Origin of the sequence: Shigella sonnei, from assembly GCF_002950395.1 — a bacterium.
Classification (GTDB): domain Bacteria; phylum Pseudomonadota; class Gammaproteobacteria; order Enterobacterales; family Enterobacteriaceae; genus ECMA0423.
This window is the reverse complement of record NZ_CP026802.1, coordinates 3621905-3643771: the sequence shown is the minus strand read 5'-3', so window position 1 is coordinate 3643771 and position 21867 is coordinate 3621905. Positions and strand designations below refer to the sequence as shown.

At 51.2% G+C, this 21867-nt stretch carries 19 protein-coding genes and 2 pseudogenes; 12 read left to right on the top strand and 9 right to left on the bottom strand.

Annotated features, from left to right (window positions below):
* Positions 1-128 precede the first annotated feature (128 nt).
* Positions 129-176 (top strand): small protein SpfP, encoded by a 48-nt coding sequence (gene spfP, locus C1P89_RS26545; protein WP_071892919.1) that lies wholly within the window; start codon positions 129-131, stop codon positions 174-176.
* Positions 177-344: 168 nt separating this feature from the next.
* On the opposite strand, the gene yihA is transcribed toward spfP, so the two are convergent.
* Positions 345-977 carry a ribosome biogenesis GTP-binding protein YihA/YsxC gene (gene yihA, locus C1P89_RS18870; RefSeq protein ID WP_000183349.1) on the bottom strand — a complete coding sequence of 211 codons (633 nt, stop codon included), beginning with the start codon at positions 975-977 and terminating at the stop codon, positions 345-347.
* Between the two features lie 296 nt (positions 978-1273).
* Here yihA and C1P89_RS26060 point away from each other — a divergent pair.
* The 3 genes and pseudogenes from C1P89_RS26060 (at position 1274) to hemN (ending at position 3630) form a co-directional block, all read left to right on the top strand.
* A pseudogene (locus tag C1P89_RS26060) lies at positions 1274-1440 on the top strand (hypothetical protein).
* A 118-nt stretch (positions 1441-1558) separates the two neighbouring features.
* Positions 1559-2068, top strand: a complete 510-nt coding sequence (yihI, locus tag C1P89_RS18865) for a Der GTPase-activating protein YihI (RefSeq protein ID WP_005144030.1) — start codon at positions 1559-1561, stop codon at positions 2066-2068.
* Positions 2069-2256: 188 nt separating this feature from the next.
* On the top strand, positions 2257-3630 hold the full coding sequence (gene hemN / locus C1P89_RS18860) for an oxygen-independent coproporphyrinogen III oxidase (RefSeq protein ID WP_000116090.1): 1374 nt from the start codon (positions 2257-2259) through the stop codon (positions 3628-3630).
* 189 nt (positions 3631-3819) lie between these two features.
* Here hemN and C1P89_RS18855 read toward each other — a convergent pair whose 3' ends face one another.
* From C1P89_RS18855 to glnA, 4 genes are all read right to left on the bottom strand, one after another.
* A complete protein-coding gene (locus C1P89_RS18855) occupies positions 3820-3930 on the bottom strand; it encodes a YshB family small membrane protein (RefSeq protein WP_000893994.1) in 111 nt (36 codons plus the stop codon).
* Between the two features lie 111 nt (positions 3931-4041).
* Complete coding sequence (gene glnG / locus C1P89_RS18850) at positions 4042-5451, bottom strand: nitrogen regulation protein NR(I) (protein WP_001188776.1); 1410 nt, start codon at positions 5449-5451, stop codon at positions 4042-4044.
* 11 nt (positions 5452-5462) lie between these two features.
* Complete coding sequence (gene glnL / locus C1P89_RS18845; protein ID WP_000190577.1) at positions 5463-6512, bottom strand: nitrogen regulation protein NR(II); 1050 nt, start codon at positions 6510-6512, stop codon at positions 5463-5465.
* Between the two features lie 173 nt (positions 6513-6685).
* Positions 6686-8095, bottom strand: coding sequence for a glutamate--ammonia ligase (gene glnA / locus C1P89_RS18840; RefSeq protein WP_001271717.1), 1410 nt, complete (start codon positions 8093-8095; stop codon positions 6686-6688).
* Between the two features lie 372 nt (positions 8096-8467).
* Between glnA and typA the strand changes: the two genes are divergently transcribed.
* Together typA and C1P89_RS18830 are read left to right on the top strand one after the other, a co-directional pair.
* The gene (gene typA, locus C1P89_RS18835) at positions 8468-10291 is read left to right on the top strand and encodes a ribosome-dependent GTPase TypA (protein ID WP_000570668.1); all 1824 of its coding nucleotides are present in this window, start codon (positions 8468-8470) and stop codon (positions 10289-10291) included.
* 104 nt (positions 10292-10395) lie between these two features.
* Positions 10396-11742, top strand: a complete 1347-nt coding sequence (locus C1P89_RS18830) for an IS4-like element IS4 family transposase (protein WP_000483769.1) — start codon at positions 10396-10398, stop codon at positions 11740-11742.
* A gap of 92 nt (positions 11743-11834) precedes the next feature.
* Here the strand turns inward: C1P89_RS18830 and C1P89_RS18825 are convergent, their stop codons facing one another.
* The 4 genes and pseudogenes from C1P89_RS18825 to C1P89_RS18810 all read right to left on the bottom strand — a co-directional run bounded on the left by C1P89_RS18825 (position 11835) and on the right by C1P89_RS18810 (position 14997).
* Entirely contained in the window at positions 11835-12623 is a 789-nt protein-coding gene (locus C1P89_RS18825; protein WP_000022286.1) for a DeoR/GlpR family DNA-binding transcription regulator, read from the bottom strand.
* Positions 12624-12662: 39 nt separating this feature from the next.
* Positions 12663-12782: pseudogene (locus C1P89_RS18820) on the bottom strand (ribokinase); the annotation flags it as partial.
* Positions 12783-12797: 15 nt separating this feature from the next.
* Entirely contained in the window at positions 12798-14144 is a 1347-nt protein-coding gene (locus C1P89_RS18815; protein WP_000483769.1) for an IS4-like element IS4 family transposase, read from the bottom strand.
* 49 nt (positions 14145-14193) lie between these two features.
* A complete protein-coding gene (locus C1P89_RS18810; RefSeq protein WP_000196716.1) occupies positions 14194-14997 on the bottom strand; it encodes a PfkB family carbohydrate kinase in 804 nt (267 codons plus the stop codon).
* Positions 14998-15169: 172 nt separating this feature from the next.
* On the opposite strand from C1P89_RS18810, the gene yihU reads away from it, so the two are divergent.
* The 6 genes from yihU (at position 15170) to C1P89_RS18780 (ending at position 21831) form a co-directional block, all read left to right on the top strand.
* Entirely contained in the window at positions 15170-16048 is an 879-nt protein-coding gene (gene yihU, locus C1P89_RS18805) for a sulfolactaldehyde 3-reductase (protein WP_000190781.1), read from the top strand.
* 24 nt (positions 16049-16072) lie between these two features.
* Positions 16073-16960 (top strand): aldolase, encoded by an 888-nt coding sequence (locus C1P89_RS18800; RefSeq protein WP_000094551.1) that lies wholly within the window; start codon positions 16073-16075, stop codon positions 16958-16960.
* Between the two features lie 32 nt (positions 16961-16992).
* Entirely contained in the window at positions 16993-18003 is a 1011-nt protein-coding gene (locus tag C1P89_RS18795) for a zinc-dependent alcohol dehydrogenase (protein WP_000357964.1), read from the top strand.
* Between the two features lie 69 nt (positions 18004-18072).
* A complete protein-coding gene (locus C1P89_RS18790; RefSeq protein ID WP_000078433.1) occupies positions 18073-19506 on the top strand; it encodes an MFS transporter in 1434 nt (477 codons plus the stop codon).
* Positions 19507-19604: 98 nt separating this feature from the next.
* Positions 19605-20954, top strand: coding sequence for an MFS transporter (locus tag C1P89_RS18785; protein ID WP_001291192.1), 1350 nt, complete (start codon positions 19605-19607; stop codon positions 20952-20954).
* Positions 20944-21831, top strand: a complete 888-nt coding sequence (locus C1P89_RS18780) for an aldose 1-epimerase (protein WP_000846262.1) — start codon at positions 20944-20946, stop codon at positions 21829-21831. Before C1P89_RS18785 ends, C1P89_RS18780 begins: the two co-directional genes overlap by 11 nt.
* The last annotated feature ends 36 nt before the right edge of the window (positions 21832-21867 follow it).

Sequence of the window (21867 nt, the reverse complement as noted above, 5' to 3'; positions counted from 1 at the left end):
ACATAAGCTGTCACGTTTTGTGATGGCTATTAGAAATTCCTATGCAACAACTGAAAAAAAATTACAAAAAGTGCTTTCTGAACTGAACAAAAAAGAGTAAAGTTAGTCGCGTAGGGTACAGAGGTAAGATGTTCTATCTTTCAGACCTTTTACTTCACGTAATCGGATTTGGCTGAATATTTTAGCCGCCCCAGTCAGTAATGACTGGGGCGTTTTTTATTGGGCGAAAGAAAAGATCCGTAATGCCTGATGCGCTATGTTTATCAGGCCAACGGTAGAATTGTAATCTATTGAATTTACGGGCCGGATACGCCACATCCGGCACAAGCATTAAGGCAAGAAAATTATTCGCCGTCCTGCGTTTCTTCTACAGGCTGCATCTCGCTAAACCAGGTATCCAGTTTCTGCCGCAGCTTGTCCACGCCTTGTTTCTTCAACGAAGAAAACGTTTCAACCTGCACATCACCGTTAAACGCCAGTACAGCTTCACGCACCATATTCAATTGCGCTTTACGTGCGCCGCTTGCCAGTTTGTCCGCTTTGGTCAGCAGCACCAGAACGGCGATATTGCTGTCTACCGCCCACTCAATCATCTGCTGATCCAAATCTTTCAGCGGATGGCGAATATCCATTAGCACCACCAGACCTTGCAGGCTCTGACGTTTTTCGAGGTATTCGCCGAGCGCACGCTGCCATTTGCGCTTCATCTCTTCCGGGACTTCCGCATAACCGTACCCAGGCAAGTCAACCAGACGCTTGCCGTCAGCCACTTCAAACAGGTTGATAAGCTGGGTGCGCCCTGGGGTTTTTGAGGTACGAGCCAGGCTTTTCTGGTTAGTCAGCGTGTTCAGCGCGCTGGATTTACCTGCGTTGGAACGGCCTGCAAAAGCCACTTCAATTCCGGTATCGGAAGGTAGGTGGCGAATATCAGGCGCACTCATCACAAAATGCGTCTGTTGATAATTCAAATTAGTCAAAGCGGTCGTCTCCGTCAGTCAAAGCTTTGTGGCGATTATACCTGAACCATAATAAAAGGCGGATTTTTCGGCGTGAGCGTTGTAAGTAAAAGCCATACGCTTTGTGAGACATTGCCGATAGTCTTTATGCGAAATAGCAGAGAAAATTCTGCGATGCATGTCAAATAAGCTATATAAATCAGTGAATTGCTTTTATATAAAACTCTGAAAATGTGCAAATACTGATGGCGGTTGATTGTTTGTTTAAAGCAAAGGCGTAAAGTAGCACCCATAGAGCGAGGACGCTAACAGGAACAATGACTCAGGATGAGGGTCAGGAGCGCCAGGAGGCGAAGACAGAGGATTGTCAGGAAGACAAACGTCCGGAGACGTAATTAAACGGAAATGGAATCAACACGGATTGTTCCGGCTAAAGGAAAAACAGGGTGTGTTGGCGGCCTGCAAGGATTGTAAGACCCGTTAAGGGTTATGAGTCAGGAAAAAAGGCGACAGAGTAATCTGTCGCCTTTTTTCTTTGCTTGCTTTCTGTTAGATTCCGCCGCAAATCTATACTGAATAAAACGGCTAAAAGACGAACCATTATGAAACCATCATCTTCAAACTCACGCAGCAAAGGTCATGCAAAAGTGCGTCGAAAAACACGCGAGGAGCTGGATCAGGAAGCTCGTGATCGCAAGCGTCAGAAAAAACGTCGTGGTCATGCGCCGGGCAGCCGCGCAGCGGGCGGAAACACCACGTCAGGCAGCAAAGGCCAGAACGCACCAAAAGATCCACGTATTGGCAGTAAAACCCCTATTCCATTGGGCGTGGCTGAAAAAGTCACCAAACAGCACAAACCGAAGAGTGAGAAACCTATGCTTTCACCGCAGGCGGAGTTGGAATTACTGGAAACGGATGAGCGTCTGGATGCGCTGCTGGAACGTCTGGAAGCAGGCGAAACCCTGAGCGCCGAAGAGCAATCCTGGGTGGATGCTAAACTGGATCGTATTGATGAGTTGATGCAGAAACTCGGCCTCTCTTATGACGATGACGAAGAAGAGGAAGAAGACGAGAAGCAAGAAGACATGATGCGTCTGCTGCGGGGTAACTAACGGATTGCCACCGTGGGCCTTCCCGTTCTGCTGATAACCCTTCCGGTTATATGTTATCTGGTGTGGTTATTCGTTAAACTACAGCGGTTGTCGCGGCGACAAAAGTGGCTGCGCAACCGGCTGATGACCCGAAACGGGCATCCGCCGGTACGCCGTAGCCGCCAGAGACGCCATCGGAAGGAGTGAGCATGTCTGTACAGCAAATCGACTGGGATCTGGCCCTGATCCAGAAATATAACTATTCCGGGCCACGATACACCTCGTACCCGACCGCGCTGGAGTTTTCAGAAGACTTCGGCGAACAGGCGTTTTTACAAGCCGTGGCGCGCTATCCTGAGCGTCCATTATCTCTCTACGTACATATCCCGTTCTGCCATAAGCTTTGTTACTTCTGCGGTTGCAATAAGATTGTTACTCGCCAGCAGCACAAGGCCGATCAGTATCTGGACGCGCTGGAGCAAGAAATCGTCCATCGTGCACCGCTGTTCGCCGGGCGTCACGTCAGCCAATTGCACTGGGGCGGCGGAACGCCGACGTATCTGAATAAAGCGCAAATCAGCCGCCTGATGAAGCTGCTGCGCGAAAACTTCCAGTTCAATGCCGATGCGGAGATTTCGATCGAAGTCGATCCGCGGGAAATCGAACTGGATGTACTCGATCATTTACGCGCCGAAGGCTTTAATCGCCTGAGCATGGGCGTGCAGGACTTCAACAAAGAAGTGCAACGTCTGGTTAACCGCGAGCAGGATGAAGAGTTCATCTTTGCACTGCTTAACCATGCGCGTGAGATTGGTTTTACCTCCACCAACATCGACCTGATTTACGGCCTGCCGAAACAGACGCCGGAGAGTTTCGCCTTTACCCTGAAACGTGTGGCGGAGCTGAACCCCGATCGTCTGAGTGTCTTTAACTACGCGCATCTGCCGACCATTTTTGCTGCTCAGCGCAAAATCAAAGATGCTGACCTGCCGAGTCCGCAGCAAAAACTCGATATCCTGCAGGAAACCATCGCCTTCCTGACGCAATCGGGCTATCAGTTTATCGGTATGGATCACTTTGCCCGTCCGGATGACGAGCTGGCGGTGGCCCAGCGTGAAGGCGTGCTGCATCGTAACTTCCAGGGCTACACCACTCAGGGCGATACCGATCTGCTGGGGATGGGCGTTTCCGCCATCAGCATGATTGGCGACTGCTACGCGCAGAACCAGAAAGAGTTGAAGCAGTACTATCAGCAAGTGGATGAACAAGGCAATGCGCTGTGGCGTGGTATTGCGCTAACGCGTGATGACTGTATTCGCCGCGATGTGATTAAGTCGCTCATCTGCAACTTCCGTCTGGATTACGCCCCTATTGAGAAACAGTGGGATTTGCACTTCGCTGATTACTTTGCGGAAGATCTCAAGCTGCTCGCCCCGTTAGCAAAAGATGGGCTGGTGGATGTGGATGAGAAGGGAATACAGGTGACGGCGAAAGGTCGCTTGCTGATCCGCAACATTTGCATGTGCTTTGATACCTATCTGCGCCAGAAAGCGCGGATGCAGCAGTTCTCACGGGTGATTTAAATAGTGAATGGCGCTTCGTTTACAAAGTAGAAAACGAAAGCGCCATCAATGTGCTGAGAACAAGATTGCCTGATGCGCTACGCTTATCAGGCCTACAAAACCTGTTGAAAATATTGCTTTTGTAGGCCGGATAAGGCGTTCACGCCGCATCCGGCATGAACAAAGAGCACTTCATCAGCAATCTGAAACTCAACTAAACAGCCCAATCATTGCGGCACACAGCACGGCAGCAACGGCAGTTTGCGGTGTGTGGCTGTCAACTGCGCCACTCGATACCAGATTAATTATTGATTCCAGCATAATGACTCTCCCCGTTTTCCGGGCAAGATCATACTGAACTTATCGGAACAGTAAAGCGTAAAATACCAGCAATTTGCGCTCAATAATCAATCTTTACACACAAGCTGTGAATCACTCCATCCCCAGCTCTTTTAACTTACGCGTCAGGGTGTTGCGGCCCCAGCCGAGTAGCCGCGCCGCTTCCTGTTTATGCCCCTGCGTATGTCGCAACGCGGTCGTCAGTAACGTCCGCTCCAGCTCTGGCTGCGCTTCGGAAAGCAGATTTTGATGACCGGAACGCAGCGCTCTGTCTGCCCACTGCGCAAGAAGCGTTGCCCAGCTGTCCGGTTGCATTTGCGAAGTACTCTCCGCAACCGTTGATTCAAACAGTTCGCCGGGCAAATCCTGAATCAACACTTCCTGCCCGGCGGCCATCACCGTTAGCCAGCGGCAGGTGTTTTCCAGCTGGCGCACGTTGCCTGGCCACGCCAGACGCGTCAGAGCAGCTTCGGTTTCCGGATGCAGTAACTTCGCTTCTACGCCCAGTTCGCGCGCGGCAACCTGTAAAAAATGGCGCGCCAGACGGGGAATATCTTCCCGACGTTCGCGCAGCGGCGGCAGATGAACGCGGATAACGTTCAGGCGGTGGAACAGATCCTCACGGAACTTACCTTCCTGCACTCGTTGTTCGAGATTCTGGTGAGTGGCAGCGATAATACGCACATCCACTTTCACCGGCGCATAGCCGCCAACGCGGTAAAACTGACCGTCTGCCAGCACGCGCAGCAAACGCGTCTGCACATCCAGCGGCATATCACCAATTTCGTCGAGGAATAATGTACCGCCATCGGCCTGTTCAAAACGCCCCTGACGAATGGTATTCGCGCCAGTAAACGCGCCTTTCTCGTGGCCAAACAGTTCTGATTCGATCAAATCTTTTGGGATAGCTGCCATATTCAGCGCGATAAACGGCGCTTTGGCGCGCGGACTGTGGCGATGCAGGGCATGAGCGACCAGTTCTTTACCGGTGCCGGATTCGCCGTTAATCAGCACGCTAATAGAAGAACGCGAAAGCCGACCGATAATACGGAACACGTCCTGCATGGCTGGCGCTTCGCCGATGATATCGGTCGTTGGGCCGTTAAGCTGAATATTACGCGGCTGCTGCTGTTCCTGGTAATGACTGATAGCGCGCTCAACCAGCGCCACTGCTTCGTCGATATCAAACGGTTTGGGCAGATAATCAAACGCCCCTTGTTGATAGGCGCTGACGGCAGCATCCAGATCGGAATGTGCGGTCATAATGATGACCGGAAGCATTGGATGGCGCTGTTTAATCTGCTTGAGCAGCGCCAGCCCGTCCATTCCCGGCATACGGATATCTGAAAGCAGCACATCCGGCGTTTTGCTCGCCAGCGCCTCCAGTACTTCCGCGCCGTTCTCAAATGTCGTACAGGTTAAACCCGCTCCAGCGAGCGCACGTTCAAGCACCCAACGGATGGAACTATCGTCATCGACTACCCAGACTATCCCTCGTTGCATAAACGTCACCTTTATTTCCTGATAGGCAGGTAAACCGAGAACTCGGTATGACCTGGCCAACTGGTAAATTCAATTTTGCCTGAATGCTGATCAATCAAATTACGGGCGATGGATAAGCCAAGCCCGGTGCCACCTTCGCGGCCGCTGACCATCGGGTAAAACAGCGTATCCTGCAAATGAGGCGGAATGCCCGGCCCGTTATCTTCCACATCAATCCGCGCCGCCAGCCGGTAGCGCTCGCCGTGTAAGGTCAGTTGAAACGCGGTGCGGGTACGCAGAATGATTTCACCGCCTTCCGGCCCCAGCGCCTGTAGCGCATTGCGCACAATATTCAGCAAGACCTGTTCAATTTGATCCGGGTCGTGCGCCAGTTCCGGCAGGCTGGGGTCGTAATCACGAATCAACCGCACGTTGTCCGGCAGTTCCATCGACACCAGCGTCACCACGCGTTCAGCTACTTTGTGAATACTTTCGGTAACGCGCGTACCGGGCAGCTGCGGCCCCAACAGACGGTCGACCAGATTTCGCAGCCGGTCCGCCTGTTCGATAATCACTTTGGTATATTCGAGTAGTGATGGGTCAGGTAACGCTTTGCTGAGCAGCTGCGCCGCGCCACGTAAACCTCCAAGCGGATTTTTAATCTCATGTGCCAGGCCGCGCACTAAATCACGGGCAGCAACCTGCTGGGCGTGCTGTAGCTGTTCCTGACTTAAGCGGCGCTGGTTATCCATCGGAGCCATCTCCAGCAGGATCATGCCGTCCGGCATACGCTGGGCCGTCACAGAAAGGATATGCGAGCGCCCGTCGATGACCAGCGTCACTTCGTTATCGGTAAAACCTTGCCCCGCCTCCAGACTTTCTTGCATCAGCTCGATATTTAATGAGAAGTAGCTCAACAGTTCCGGTAACGGTGTACCAAACAATTTGCGGGAGCTTTGGGCGAGCAGTTGTTGCGCGGCGGGGTTGGCGTAATGGATCGCCAGATTGTCATCAATTAACAAAATACTGTTAATCAGCGAGTTGAGGATCTGCCCAGCATCGGGCTGCGTGCCTGTTGCCATAAAGCAGTCTCCTGAACAGGTTGCACCATTTTAGTGCATTATAGCTTTTTACGGATAAAAAGCGCGAAGCATCAGAGAATTGACGGAGAAAAAAGCCCATGCAGAGATGGGCTGAAAGTTTCCACGGCAACTAAATCCCGGCGTTGTTGCGCCGGGTAGTACAACTTCAACTATTAGACGCTGTAGTACAGCTCAAACTCTACCGGATGCGGAGTCATACGCACGCGGTCATCTTCTTCGCGACGTAGAGCGATGTACGCATCAATTGCTTCGTCAGTGAACACGCCACCGGCTTTCAGGAACTCGCGGTCCAGATCCAGTTCGTTCAGTGCTTCTTCCAGAGAGCCTGCAACCTGTGGGATCTCTTTCGCTTCTTCTGGCGGCAGGTCATACAGGTTTTTGTCCATGGCTTCGCCCGGATGGATCTTGTTCTTGATACCATCAAGACCGGCCATCAGCAGGGCAGCAAAGCACAGGTACGGGTTAGCTGCCGGATCCGGGAAACGTACTTCGATACGACGTGCTTTCGGAGAAGAAACCACCGGAATACGGATAGACGCAGAACGGTTACGCGCAGAGTAAGCCAGCATTACCGGTGCTTCATAGCCCGGGACCAGACGCTTATAAGAGTTGGTGGTCGGGTTTGCCAGGGCGTTAATCGCTTTAGCGTGTTTGATTACGCCGCCAATGTAGTACAGCGCCTGCTCAGACAGACCTGCGTATTTGTCGCCTGCGAACAGGTTAACGCCGTTTTTAGACAGAGACATGTGGCAGTGCATACCGGAGCCGTTATCACCGAACATCGGTTTTGGCATAAAGGTCGCGGTTTTACCGAAGCGGTGCGCTACGTTGTGCACAACATATTTGTAGATCTGAATTTCGTCAGCTTTTTTGGTCATGGTATTGAAGCGGGTAGCCACTTCGTTCTGACCAGCAGTCGCTACTTCGTGGTGATGGGCTTCAACCACCAGACCCATCTGTTCCATCACCAGACACATTTCAGAACGAATATCCTGAGCCGAGTCTACCGGTGGAACCGGGAAGTAACCGCCTTTCACTGCCGGACGGTGACCTTTGTTACCACCTTCGTATTGGGTGGAGGAGTTCCATGCGCCTTCGATATCGTCGATAGCAACGTGGGAACCGGAGATAGATGATCCGAAACGGATGTCATCGAACAGGAAGAATTCAGGTTCTGGCCCGAACAGTACGGTGTCGGCAATGCCAGTGGAACGCAGGTAATCTTCGGCGCGCTTCGCAATGGAGCGCGGGTCACGGTCATAGCCTTGCAGGGTGCCAGGTTCAAGGATGTCGCAACGGATAATCAGGGTGGAGTCGGCGAAGAACGGGTCAATCACTGCGGTGGATGCGTCTGGCATCAGCACCATGTCGGACTCGTTAATGCCTTTCCAGCCGCCAATCGAGGAGCCGTCAAACATTTTGCCTTCTTCGAAGAATTCAGCATTCACCTGATGAGCAGGGATAGTGACGTGCTGTTCTTTACCTTTAGTATCGGTGAAGCGCAAATCAACAAACTTCACTTCGTGCTCGTTCAGCATCGTCAGTACGTGTTCAGCGGACATACTTTAACTCTCCTGGATTGGTCATGGTCGTCGTGGTAACGAAATCTGCAATTATTTTGGCCGTGTCGCCGTAAAAAAGATAAAGCGAAATCTGTGCCAACTTTTAAATTGCCCCTAAAAGGCGTTATCATGCGCACCATCGTGCAAAAGGGCTGCACCACGATGTGAATGTTGCACCAATATAGTGCTTCAATGGAAACATTAAGCACCATGTTGGTGCAATGACCTTTGGATAACCCTTTTTATGCTCCGTGAAAGCGATCACAAAGGGACTCTGCAATACTTGTTTGCGGAGGATGTTTGTGATCCTGTTTTGTAGTGCGATTAATCCGTGTACAATAACGCGCTATTTCTAATGCCTGAGGCAAAGTTGTGATCGAAAAATTGCGTAATATCGCCATCATCGCGCACGTAGACCATGGTAAAACCACCCTGGTAGACAAGCTGCTCCAACAATCCGGTACGTTCGACTCTCGTGCCGAAACCCAAGAGCGCGTGATGGACTCCAACGATTTGGAGAAAGAGCGTGGGATTACCATCCTCGCGAAAAACACCGCTATCAAATGGAATGATTACCGTATCAACATCGTTGATACCCCGGGGCACGCCGACTTCGGTGGTGAAGTTGAACGTGTAATGTCCATGGTAGACTCAGTGCTGCTGGTGGTTGACGCATTTGACGGCCCGATGCCGCAAACGCGCTTCGTAACCAAAAAAGCGTTTGCTTACGGCCTGAAGCCGATTGTTGTTATCAACAAAGTTGACCGCCCTGGCGCGCGTCCTGATTGGGTTGTGGATCAGGTATTCGATCTGTTCGTTAACCTCGACGCGACCGACGAGCAGCTGGACTTCCCGATCGTTTACGCTTCTGCGCTGAACGGTATCGCGGGTCTGGACCACGAAGATATGGCGGAAGACATGACCCCGCTGTACCAGGCGATTGTTGACCACGTTCCTGCGCCGGACGTTGACCTTGACGGTCCGTTCCAGATGCAGATTTCTCAGCTCGATTACAACAGCTATGTTGGCGTTATCGGCATTGGCCGCATCAAGCGCGGTAAAGTGAAGCCGAACCAGCAGGTCACTATCATCGATAGCGAAGGCAAAACCCGCAACGCGAAAGTCGGTAAAGTGCTGGGCCACCTCGGTCTGGAACGTATCGAAACCGATCTGGCGGAAGCTGGCGATATCGTGGCGATCACGGGCCTTGGCGAACTGAACATTTCTGACACCGTTTGCGACACGCAAAACGTTGAAGCGCTGCCGGCACTCTCCGTTGATGAGCCGACCGTTTCTATGTTCTTCTGCGTTAACACCTCGCCGTTCTGCGGTAAAGAAGGTAAGTTCGTAACGTCTCGTCAGATCCTGGATCGTCTGAACAAAGAACTGGTACACAACGTTGCGCTGCGCGTAGAAGAAACCGAAGACGCCGATGCGTTCCGCGTTTCTGGTCGTGGCGAACTGCACCTGTCTGTTCTGATCGAAAACATGCGTCGTGAAGGTTTCGAACTGGCGGTATCCCGTCCAAAAGTAATCTTCCGTGAAATCGACGGTCGTAAACAAGAGCCGTATGAAAACGTGACTCTGGACGTTGAAGAACAGCATCAGGGTTCTGTAATGCAGGCGCTGGGCGAACGTAAAGGCGACCTGAAAAACATGAATCCAGACGGTAAAGGCCGCGTACGTCTCGACTACGTGATCCCAAGCCGTGGTCTGATTGGCTTCCGTTCTGAGTTCATGACCATGACTTCCGGTACTGGTCTGCTGTACTCCACCTTCAGCCACTACGACGACGTACGTCCGGGTGAAGTGGGTCAGCGTCAGAACGGCGTACTGATCTCTAACGGTCAGGGTAAAGCGGTCGCGTTCGCACTGTTCGGTCTGCAGGACCGCGGTAAGCTGTTCCTCGGTCACGGTGCAGAAGTTTACGAAGGTCAGATTATCGGTATTCACAGCCGCTCTAACGACCTGACTGTAAACTGCCTGACCGGTAAGAAACTGACCAACATGCGTGCTTCCGGTACTGACGAAGCTGTTGTTCTGGTTCCGCCTATCCGCATGACTCTGGAACAAGCTCTGGAGTTCATCGATGATGACGAACTGGTAGAAGTGACTCCGACCTCTATCCGTATTCGTAAACGTCACCTGACGGAAAACGATCGTCGTCGCGCCAACCGCGCACCGAAAGACGATTAATTTCGTTTTTTAGTTATAAAAAACCTGCCATCGCTGGCTAATGCCGATCAGTTAAGGATCAGTTGACCGATCCAGTGGCTGTGTAAGAATCCGGAAACGCTCACTTGTTTCCGGATTTTTTTATGCACATTGGACAGGCTCTTGATCTGGTATCCCGTTACGATTCTCTGCGTAACCCACTGACTTCTCTGGGGGATTACCTCGACCCCGAACTCATCTCTCGTTGCCTTGCCGAATCAGGTACTGTAACGCTACGCAAGCGCCGTCTTCCCCTCGAAATGATGGTCTGGTGTATTGTTGGCATGGCGCTTGAGCGTAAAGAACCTCTTCACCAGATTGTGAATCGCCTGGACATCATGCTGCCGGGCAATCGCCCCTTCGTTGCCCCCAGTGCCGTTATTCAGGCCCGCCAGCGCCTGGGAAGTGAGGCTGTCCGCCGCGTGTTCACGAAAACAGCGCAGCTCTGGCATAACGCCACGCCGCATCCGCACTGGTGCGGCCTGACCCTGCTGGCCATCGATGGTGTGTTCTGGCGCACACCGGATACACCAGAGAACGATGCAGCCTTCCCCCGCCAGACACATGCCGGGAACCCGGCGCTCTACCCGCAGGTCAAAATGGTCTGCCAGATGGAACTGACCAGCCATTTGCTGACGGCTGCAGCCTTCGGCACGATGAAGAACAGCGAAAATGAGCTTGCTGAGCAACTTATAGAACAAACCGGCGATAACACTCTGACGTTAATGGATAAAGGTTATTACTCACTGGGACTGTTAAATGCCTGGAGCCTGGCGGGAGAACACCGCCACTGGATGATACCTCTCAGAAAGGGAGCGCAATATGAAGAGCTCAGAAAACTGGGTAAAGGCGATCATCTGGTGAAGCTGAAAACCAGCCCGCAGGCACGAAAAAAGTGGCCGGGACTGGGAAATGAAGTGACAGCCCGCCTGCTGACCGTGACGCGCAAAGGAAAAGTCTGCCATCTGCTGACGTCGATGACGGACGCCATGCGCTTCCCCGGAGGAGAAATGGCGGATCTGTACAGTCATCGCTGGGAAATCGAACTGGGATACAGGGAGATAAAACAGACGATGCAACTGAGCAGGCTGACGCTGAGAAGTAAAAAGCCGGAGCTTGTGGAGCAAGAGCTGTGGGGTGTCTTACTGGCTTATAATCTGGTGAGATATCAGATGATTAAAATGGCGGAACATCTGAAAGGTTACTGGCCGAATCAACTGAGTTTCTCAGAATCATGCGGAATGGTGATGAGAATGCTGATGACATTGCAGGGCGCTTCACCGGGACGTATACCGGAGCTGATGCGCGATCTTGCAAGTATGGGACAACTTGTGAAATTACCGACGAGAAGGGAAAGGGCCTTCCCGAGAGTGGTAAAGGAGAGGCCCTGGAAATACCCCACAGCCCCGAAAAAGAGCCAGTCAGTTGCTTAACTGACTGGCATTAGCCATCGCTGGCAGGTTTTTTTTGCTTATGGAAAACAAAATCCGCTGAAATTCCCAGCGGATTTTCCGAAATTTCAATTTCAGGATACTTCTTGCTCGGCAACCACCAGTTCAACATTCTCTTCACTTAACAACTGGCAGAAAGAATTGGGAGGCGGGGCATCAGTAAAAAAAGCCCTGACATTCCGTGCATTGCCAATTGAAACGGCAGCAGACGCGGCAAACTTCGTATGATCGGCCACTAACAATGTATTCCGCGCATGTTTAATCATCGTTCTCGCGACTAACGCTTCATTTACATCAAATTCCAGTAGGGTGCCGTCATGTTCAATGGCACCTATACTGGTGATTAAATAATCTGCGCGGAAGCCTTCAATAAAATCCACGGCTCCTGGGCCGATAATCCCGCCGTTATGAGCGCGTAAAGTGCCTCCCGGCACCATCACTTCAATATCCTGATTCTTATAAAGAATCTGTGCCACACGTAGGCTGTTAGTGATAATGCGTAAATCACGCCGGTTGAGTAATGCCCTGGCAACGGCTTCTACGGTTGTACCGATGGTGATAAAGACGGTACAGCGTTCGGGAAGGTAATCGGCGACTGCCTCAGCGATCGCCCGTTTCTCGGCGGTGAGCGAAAGTTCCCGTTGCTCAAAAGCGGTATTCATGACGCTGGAGACGCGCCCGGCCCCTCCATGATGACGGGTGATCAAGCCCTGCTCACTGAGTTTTCGGATATCCCGGCGCACGGTTTGCGTTGAAACATCCAGCAGTTGTGCCAGTTCTTCAATATTCATATAACCGCGTTCTGCGATTAGATGAACGAGTTGGTCATGGCGTGGATTACCTGTCACTTCGATGATACTCATGAATACTCCCTTGCCCCTCCTCGGTAGATGTTTACCATTTTACGCATAAAGTGACAAAAATGATTCGGTTTGCTCACGATTAGGAATGCCGGCCCGACCGCCAGGCTGGGTACATTTCATCGCGGCAACCGCACTGGCAAAACGAATAGCCTCTTTTGTTGTAATGCCAGTCAGTTAAGCAACTGACTGGCTCTTTTTCGGGGCTGTGGGGTATTTCCAGGGCCTCTCCTTTACCACTCTCGGGAAGGCCCTTTCCCTTCTCGTCGGTAATTTCACAAGTTGTCCCATACTTGCAAGATCGCGCATCAGCTCCGGTATACGTCCCGGTGAAGCGCCCTGCAATGTCATCAGCATTCTCATCACCATTCCGCATGATTCTGAGAAACTCAGTTGATTCGGCCAGTAACCTTTCAGATGTTCCGCCATTTTAATCATCTGATATCTCACCAGATTATAAGCCAGTAAGACACCCCACAGCTCTTGCTCCACAAGCTCCGGCTTTTTACTTCTCAGCGTCAGCCTGCTCAGTTGCATCGTCTGTTTTATCTCCCTGTATCCCAGTTCGATTTCCCAGCGATGACTGTACAGATCCGCCATTTCTCCTCCGGGGAAGCGCATGGCGTCCGTCATCGACGTCAGCAGATGGCAGACTTTTCCTTTGCGCGTCACGGTCAGCAGGCGGGCTGTCACTTCATTTCCCAGTCCCGGCCACTTTTTTCGTGCCTGCGGGCTGGTTTTCAGCTTCACCAGATGATCGCCTTTACCCAGTTTTCTGAGCTCTTCATATTGCGCTCCCTTTCTGAGAGGTATCATCCAGTGGCGGTGTTCTCCCGCCAGGCTCCAGGCATTTAACAGTCCCAGTGAGTAATAACCTTTATCCATTAACGTCAGAGTGTTATCGCCGGTTTGTTCTATAAGTTGCTCAGCAAGCTCATTTTCGCTGTTCTTCATCGTGCCGAAGGCTGCAGCCGTCAGCAGATGGCTGGTCAGTTCCATCTGGCAGACCATTTTGACCTGCGGGTAGAGCGCCGGGTTCCCGGCATGTGTCTGGCGGGGGAAGGCTGCATCGTTCTCTGGTGTATCCGGTGTGCGCCAGAACACACCATCGATGGCCAGCAGGGTCAGGCCGCACCAGTGCGGATGCGGCGTGGCGTTATGCCAGAGCTGCGCTGTTTTCGTGAACACGCGGCGGACAGCCTCACTTCCCAGGCGCTGGCGGGCCTGAATAACGGCACTGGGGGCAACGAAGGGGCGATTGCCCGGCAGCATGATGTCCAGGCGATTCACAATCTGGTGAAGAGGTTCTTTACGCTCAAGCGCCATGCCAACAATACACCAGACCATCATTTCGAGGGGAAGACGGCGCTTGCGTAGCGTTACAGTACCTGATTCGGCAAGGCAACGAGAGATGAGTTCGGGGTCGAGGTAATCCCCCAGAGAAGTCAGTGGGTTACGCAGAGAATCGTAACGGGATACCAGATCAAGAGCCTGTCCAATGTGCATAAAAAAATCCGGAAACAAGTGAGCGTTTCCGGATTCTTACACAGCCACTGGATCGGTCAACTGATCCTTAACTGATCGGCATTACCTCTTTTGTTGGCATTTTTTCTGCCAACGCTACCGCGAGTGCGCCGTGAAAAACATCGCCTGCTCCAGTGGTATCAACCACATTGACAGAAAATGCCTCCTGTTGACACAAATGACCATCTTCAATCCACAACGATCCTTCAGAACCCAGCGTAACATACACTTTACCTGCTGTTTGTGTCGTTGCCTGGAACAAACCTTCTTCAGGTGACTGCAGGCCAGTCATGCGTTTCAGCCCTGGTGTTGAGAACACGGCGTGATCGGCAAGCGCGACAAGTGGAGAAATATCCTGCGGTGTCATATCGGCGTCTAAAAGCGTTGTCACACCCGCAAGGCGCGCTAGCGAGAATGCTTTTTCAGTACCGCTATGCCAGCGAACATCGGCCAGAATCAGATCATAACGAGAGAAATCGATCGCTTCTAACCATTCGGCATCAGTACCGAGATCAGGACTTGGATAATTAACGATAATCCGTTCGCCATGCTGATCAACGAGGATCGCTGATTGCGACGAACGGGCGTTAGGATATCGGCGGCAAAATGCGGTATTGACGCCCCAACCCTCAAGTTCTGCAAGTAAGGTATTTCCACAACTGTCATCGCCGACGCGACCGATGAAATCAACCTCCACGCCAAGCTTTGCGATTGCAACAGCGGCTGTTGCTGCCGGGCCGCCACCAATCTCAAGATAATGATTTGCCTGATATTTCCCGCCGCCCTCCGGCAGAGTGGGCAAAGAATAAATTCTGTCCTGAACTGTGATACCCACGCATGCAATTCTGGTCATATTTGTCTTGTCCTGTTTAATTTTGTCGTCTTTGGTCAATTTAAATGACGCAAATGATCAAATTAGTGATGCGTGTCGTGTTTTTGAACATAAATTACAAATATGCTCAAAAACAGACGAAAACGAATTTTCAATTGTCATTATTTTGTCAATGTCAGACAGGAGAGTATTCATGGCAACCATTGCATTTCTCGGGCTGGGGCAGATGGGTAGCCCAATGGCTAACAATCTATTGCAAAAAGGGCATTCATTGCAGGTATTTGATGTCAATGCACAGGCCGTCGATGCGCTAGTTACGCAGGGGGCCACTGCGGCACAAACCCCAGCGGAAGCAGCAGCAGGCGCTGAATTTATCATCACTATGCTTCCCAATGGTGACATTGTTCGACAGGTTCTGTTGGGGGAAAAAGGCGTCTGTGAGGCTGTTTCATCTGACGCGTTATTGATTGATATGTCGACTATTCATCCCTTACAGACCGATGCATTAATACGGGAGTTACAAGAAAAAGGCATCAGTATGATGGACGCTCCCGTGGGCAGAACGTCCGTGAATGCGATTGATGGCACATTGCTGATTTTAGCGGGTGGCACTGATGAGCAGATTGCACGTGCACGCCCGATTCTCATGTGCATGGGTAATGAGCTGGTCGAGGCTGGCGGCCCAGGAATGGGGATCCGCGTGAAGCTAATTAACAACTATATGAGCATTGCGCTTAATGCGCTGTCCTCCGAGGCCGCTGTGTTATGTGAGTCACTGGGATTAAATCTTGATGTCGCAATTAAGGTGATGAGTGGTACGGCAGCAGGGAAAGGACATTTTACGACCACCTGGCCTGGCAAAGTGCTGAAAGGCGATCTTTCACCCGCCTTCATGGTGGATCTGGCGTTGAAAGATCTGCGTATTGCAGTTGACGTCGCTCGGGAGACGGGGGCACCGCTCAATATGGGGATTGCAGCAGAAAGTTATTACGCTGCAGCAAGTCAAGACGGCAAAGGGCGGCAGGACTGGAGTGCCCTGCTAAATCAGGTTCGCCAGCAGGCTGGTCTTTAATTTTATCTATTAACAGGAGTTTCTATGTCATCCCACTTCACCCCATTTACGCTGAAAGATATCTCCCGCCCAGGTGGTGGATTTGCCATGTTAGCTGTCGATCAGCGTGAGGCCATGCGCTTGATGTTTGCGGCAGCAGGGCAGCCAAAACCCATCGCTGACAGTGTACTCACCGATTTTAAAGTTGCCGCGACCCGAATCCTTTCTCCTTATGCTTCTGTCGTTCTGGCGGATAAACAATTTTGTCTTGAGCAAATAGTCGAGCAGGGCGCTGTTGCTAATTCTTGCGGCCTGATTGTCGCTGCCGATCTTTTTATCCCAGGTAATGGCATCCCGGTTGATAGCGTTGAAATAGATATGTCCGTCGACCCGCATAAAGCCCGTGAAATGGGGGCTAAGGCAATGAAATTACTTGTACTCTGGCGTGAAGATGAACCCGCAGAGGAACGTCTGGCAATGGTTGATAAATTTGTTCGTCGCTGCCGTAGTGCCGGGCTGGTGAGCATTATTGAACCTGTGGTGCGTCCACCTCGTCGCGGTTGGGACTTTGATCGTGAAAGCACCATTGTTGCCGCCGCCGCAGAGCTTGGTGGAACAGAGGCTGATCTTTACAAAGCCGAGATGCCATTAGGGGGCAAAGGCGATGAAAAAACCTTACTTGCCGCCTGTCAGCAACTTAACGATCAGATGAAGATGCCGTGGGTAATTCTTTCTTCTGGCGTTGATGCCGATATTTTTGGCCGTGCAGTAAGTATTGCCATGAAAGGTGGTGCGTCGGGCTTCCTGGCTGGACGAGCGGTTTGGGCGTCGGTTGTTGGTGCACAAGATCCACAAACTATGCTGCGCGATGTCTCTGTTCCTCGTTTACAACGGTTGGCAGAAATTGTCGATGAAGGTATCGCGCAACGCTAATCCCCTATGGATATCGATTCTGGAGAATAACAATGGATAAAATTACCCAGGTTTTATTTTCAGATATTGGGAAAGTCACCACTCAATATGTTGAAGTACCACACCAGGAACTTAAACCGCACGAAGTGCGGATTGCGCCTGTGTTCTATGGGATATGCGGTTCGGATCTGCATGTTCTGAAAGGCGGTCATCCGTTTGCCAAACCACCTGTCGTCCCCGGTCATGAAATTGCAGCGCGCGTTACGGAAGTTGGCAGCGACGTTAAAAATGTACAGCCGGGCGATCATGTTGTGGTCGATCCCATCATGGCTTGCATGGAATGCCGAGCCTGCAAAGCAGGACGTTTTAATCTTTGTGAACCACCGCAGGTTGCTGGTTTTCGCGCACCGGGCTTTGCTCGCTCACAACACATTGTTCCTGCGCGTAATTGCCATGTCGCACCAGCCTCTTTACCGCTAAAAATGTTGGCCTTTGCCGAACCGGCGGCTTGTGCCCGTCACTGCGTTAACCGAATGCCGAAAGCTTCTCTGGAAAGCGTACTGGTAATTGGTGCCGGAACGATAGGCTTATCCATCGTGCAGGCACTGCGCATTATGGGGGCAGGTAAGATTACCGTGATTGAACCTGACGCTGCCAAACGCGCGCTGGCGTTAAAGCTGGGCGCAGCAGAAGTTTGGGCACCAGGTGAGCTGGCCGCAGATGTGCGATTTACGGGGGCGATTGATGTCGTTGCAGCGCAGGCCACGCTTAACGATGCATGTACCCGTGTATATGCCGGAGGCACCGTCGTGTGCATGGGCGTACCAAGTGGGCCGCGTGAAATACCATTACCGATGATGCAACGTTTCGAGCGTGACTTGCTCAACTCTGGCATGTACATCCCTGAAGATTTCGATGTTGTTATCGAATGGCTGGCGGATGGGCGGTTTGATACCAGTGAACTGGTTACCGATTTATTTGCCATTGAGGATGCAGCGGCGGCATTTGAACGCGCGCAGCAAAATGACTCCATAAAGGTCATGCTGCAATTTGCGCCGGAATGATTTTCTAAATCTCTGTCTGGCGCTGCGTCACGTCAGCGCCACCCTACAACAATTAAAAAGGACACTGCGATGAGTCAAATCACCAGTCCTGCAACTTATTCAATTAGTCGGCCACAGGACGTAATTGATATTGTTAATAAGAACTCTGCAATCAACACCAGTATCGGCGTTATTTTTATTGCTTTGGGCGGCATATTGATTGATGCCTACCAGGCGGCGATGGTGGGGTTTGGTAATAAATACATTGCCGCTCAATTCGGCATTTCGCCGGGTCTTGCTGCAACCGTCAATGCATCAGTATTAATCGCCGCGTTAATTGGCGGTTTATTAGCGAACCGAGTAATAAACCGCTTTGGGCAAAAGCGGGCATTTATTATTGGCATGGGGCTGTGCACCATCGGTGCTGCAGCGGTAGCTATTGCTCCCAGTATCTGGTGGGTGCTGGTGTGCCGCGTCATCATGGGCTTTGGTTTAGGCATTGACTTCCCTTTGGCAACCAATGCCGTGGCAGAGCTTCGTGGTTCAACGTCGAAGAAAACCGGAACGTCGGTCAACCTCTGGCAAATGGCCTGGTATGTTTCGACAACCGTTGTTTATTTGGTACTTTTGCCGCTGCTTCTGTCGGGTATCGCTGAAGAACAATTGTGGCGTTACGGAATATTCATCGGAGCTATTTTTGCAGTCATCTTCATGATTTTGCGTTACTTCTTTATTGGTGAATCCGCAATGTGGGCCGCACGCGTCGGGCGTTACCAGGAAGCGTGCGACATTCTGGGAAAACGTTATGGTGTTCAGGCTCGCGTTGCGGCATCGGGTACAACAGAAGCGAAATTCTCGGAAAAAGCAGAGAATAAATACAGTGGTGGATATGGCATCTTATTTAATGATCGTTACCGCAAACGCACCATTCTTGGCTGTGTCGTGGCAACCATGCAGGCGTGGCAATATAACGCCGTAGGTGTTTATCTTCCTCTTACGTTGGCGGGAATAATAAGTGGCGGGCTTACTGGCGCGTTGACCGGTTCTGCCGTCGTGAATGCCCTTTGTGGGGTGACAGGGGGGATGATCGGCTCGTTTATTCTCCAACGACTGGGTACTCGCCGACAGTCGATGTATGGATTTGCTGTTGTGACCTTAGCATTGCTGTCGTTAGGCGCACTGGCAACGACTAATCCCTGGCTGTCTTTAGGGTTATTGGGATCAATTATTTTCTTCCATTCAGCGGGTCCTGGTGGGCTGGGCATGACCATTGCCACACTCTCTTATCCTCCCGCTATTCGCCCTACTGGGGTCGGATTTGCCCGCGCTATTATGCGCACAGGGGCAATTGCAGGACTCATTTTCTGGCCGATGCTGTGGGGTGCGTTGAAAACTGAAGCGTTTTACTGGTTGGCAATCGTGCCATTCCTGGGGTTCCTGACCTGCGTATTGATTAATTGGGAACCACTGGGTGCAAATGTTGATGCTGAGGATGCAGAGGTTCTGGCTGAATTGAAGAAATAAATTAATGCGCATCGGCTTAAACCGATGCGCATTAATTCAAACTGCCCACGTTTAGTGGTTCGTATCCCAGATTTCTCGCCTACCAGGAGAGGAAAATTATGTCTGAAAAGTTACCCGCACCGCGTGAAGGGCTTTCCGGTAAAGCCATGAGACGTGTCGTTATGGGCAGTTTCGCAGGCGCGTTAATGGAATGGTATGACTTCTTTATTTTTGGCACGGCAGCAGGACTGGTATTTGCACCGCTGTTTTATCCAGACAGCGATCCTTTTATAGGTCTTATAGCCGCCTTTGCGACCTTTGGTGTCGGTTTTCTGACTCGTCCTTTAGGTGGCATCGTCTTTGGTCATTTTGGCGATAAAATCGGGCGAAAAATAACACTTATCTGGACGCTGGCTATTGTCGGTTGCTCCACATTTTTGATTGGTTTTATTCCGACGTATCAGGAAATTGGCATTTGGGCACCGCTTGTATTAATGGTGCTGCGTTTGATTCAGGGCTTTGGTCTTGGTGGCGAGTACGGCGGAGCGGCATTGATGACCATAGAATCAGCGCCCGAATCCCGACGCGGATTTTTAGGTTCACTCCCGCAAACGGCTGCGTCTGTGGGTATTATGCTGGCAACCGGTATTTTTGCTCTCTGTAACCATTTTCTTACTTCGGAGCAGTTTCTCTCCTGGGGATGGCGCATTCCGTTTTGGCTTTCTGCGGTGATGTTGATCGTTGGGCTGTTTATCCGCCTGCATACCGAAGAAACACTGGATTTTCAAAAGCAAAAAACGACGAATAATAAAGAAAAGTCCGTTCCTCCGTTGATTGAATTATTCAAAAAACATCCACGAAATATTTTATTGGCACTGGGTGCGAGGCTGGCGGAAAGTGTCTCCTCTAATATTATTAACGCCTTTGGTATTGTCTATATTTCCAGCCAATTAGCATTGTCGCGAGATATTCCCCTGACGGGTATGTTGATTGCCTCGGCGATCGGTATTTTCAGTTGTCCATTGGTTGGATGGTTATCAGATCGTATAGGTCAAAAAAGTCTGTATTTGTCGGGAGCAGGATTTTGTGTCCTGTTCGCGTTTCCTTTCTTCTTATTACTGGATAGCAAAAGTACGCTCATCATCTGGTGCAGTATGATCCTCGGCTACAACTTAGGTCCGACGATGATGTTTGCCGTGCAGCCAACACTTTTCACCCGCATGTTCGGTACCAAAGTACGATATACCGGCCTTTCTTTTGCTTATCAATTTTCCGCGATTCTTGGCGGACTAAGCCCCCTTATCGCCTCAAGTTTGCTGGCGCTAGGGGGAGGAAAACCGTGGTATGTCGCTCTGTTTTTATTTGCTGTCTCAGTTCTTTCCTTTGTTTGCGTCTGGCTGATTGAGCCGACCGATGAACAAGAAACCGCTTCTTACCGCTACATCAGGGAACAATCTCATGAAAACTGAACGAAAAAACGAGCATTACCTGGCGCTACAACAGGCGTTTGACGCGCCATGGCCTGGGCCTGTAGGAGAGTTAGTGACGCTGGAAAAAGGCAATATTCACCTGCAGATTTATCCGCATGATGGTGCCAGGATAACCTCGTTAAAGGCATTTGGTTCTGAAGTATTACGCCAATGGCAGCCGCAGCGCAGAGCTTTTCAGTATGGCTGTTTCCCAATGGTGCCGTGGGCAGGGCGACTGGGGAATGCGACGCTGAATGCTGGTGGGCAATGTTATTCTTTACCCGCCAATAAACCACCACATGCGTTGCATGGTATGGCTTGTTACTCAACGTGGGAAATCATCGACAAAACAGCAGATTCCCTGACTTTACGTATGCCCCTGGCTTCACCGTGGCCCTGGCAAGGGGAAGTGATTCAGACTTTTTTGCTGGAGAACGATGCGCTGGTTTTGCAACTGGAAGTCCATTCATATGCCGATACATTCCCGGCCTCCGCAGGCTGGCATCCGTGGTTTGCGAAAAAGCTGACTCCGCAAAATACAGAATCGTTGCAGGTGCTTTTTGATGCGGACTGGCAAGAAGAAGCGGGTAGTGATGAACTGCCAACTGGAAATCGTATCTCTCCTCAAGCCGGTCCCTGGGATGACTGTTTTGGTTTTTATAACGGGGTGAAGGTTAAGTTACTGTGGCCTGGTAAACTCGCGATGACCATGATCTCTTCTGCAAACAGTCTGGTGGTATTTGATAAACAGCCCGATGCCACCTGTATTAACCCGCTGACTCAGGCACCTAACGCAATAAATCTAACGCCGGAATTGGTGACACCAGATAGGCCGCTGGTCATCGAAACTCGTTGGCAATTTACACCTGAATCTTAACCATTCATCTATTGCGAAAAAGCCAGTGAAATTACT

Bases quoted from the DNA above. Each gene is read 5' to 3' on its own strand.
- yihI (WP_005144030.1), top strand. From the start codon at position 1,559: ATGAAACCATCATCTTCAAACTCACGCAGCAAAGGTCATGCAAAAGTG.
- hemN (WP_000116090.1), top strand. From the start codon at position 2,257: ATGTCTGTACAGCAAATCGACTGGGATCTGGCCCTGATCCAGAAATAT.
- C1P89_RS18855 (WP_000893994.1), bottom strand. From the start codon at position 3,930: ATGCTGGAATCAATAATTAATCTGGTATCGAGTGGCGCAGTTGACAGC.
- glnG (WP_001188776.1), bottom strand. From the start codon at position 5,451: ATGCAACGAGGGATAGTCTGGGTAGTCGATGACGATAGTTCCATCCGT.
- glnL (WP_000190577.1), bottom strand. From the start codon at position 6,512: ATGGCAACAGGCACGCAGCCCGATGCTGGGCAGATCCTCAACTCGCTG.
- glnA (WP_001271717.1), bottom strand. From the start codon at position 8,095: ATGTCCGCTGAACACGTACTGACGATGCTGAACGAGCACGAAGTGAAG.
- C1P89_RS18825 (WP_000022286.1), bottom strand. From the start codon at position 12,623: ATGAGTATCATCGAAGTGACAGGTAATCCACGCCATGACCAACTCGTT.
- C1P89_RS18810 (WP_000196716.1), bottom strand. From the start codon at position 14,997: ATGACCAGAATTGCATGCGTGGGTATCACAGTTCAGGACAGAATTTAT.
- yihU (WP_000190781.1), top strand. From the start codon at position 15,170: ATGGCAACCATTGCATTTCTCGGGCTGGGGCAGATGGGTAGCCCAATG.
- C1P89_RS18800 (WP_000094551.1), top strand. From the start codon at position 16,073: ATGTCATCCCACTTCACCCCATTTACGCTGAAAGATATCTCCCGCCCA.
- C1P89_RS18795 (WP_000357964.1), top strand. From the start codon at position 16,993: ATGGATAAAATTACCCAGGTTTTATTTTCAGATATTGGGAAAGTCACC.
- C1P89_RS18790 (WP_000078433.1), top strand. From the start codon at position 18,073: ATGAGTCAAATCACCAGTCCTGCAACTTATTCAATTAGTCGGCCACAG.
- C1P89_RS18785 (WP_001291192.1), top strand. From the start codon at position 19,605: ATGTCTGAAAAGTTACCCGCACCGCGTGAAGGGCTTTCCGGTAAAGCC.
- C1P89_RS18780 (WP_000846262.1), top strand. From the start codon at position 20,944: ATGAAAACTGAACGAAAAAACGAGCATTACCTGGCGCTACAACAGGCG.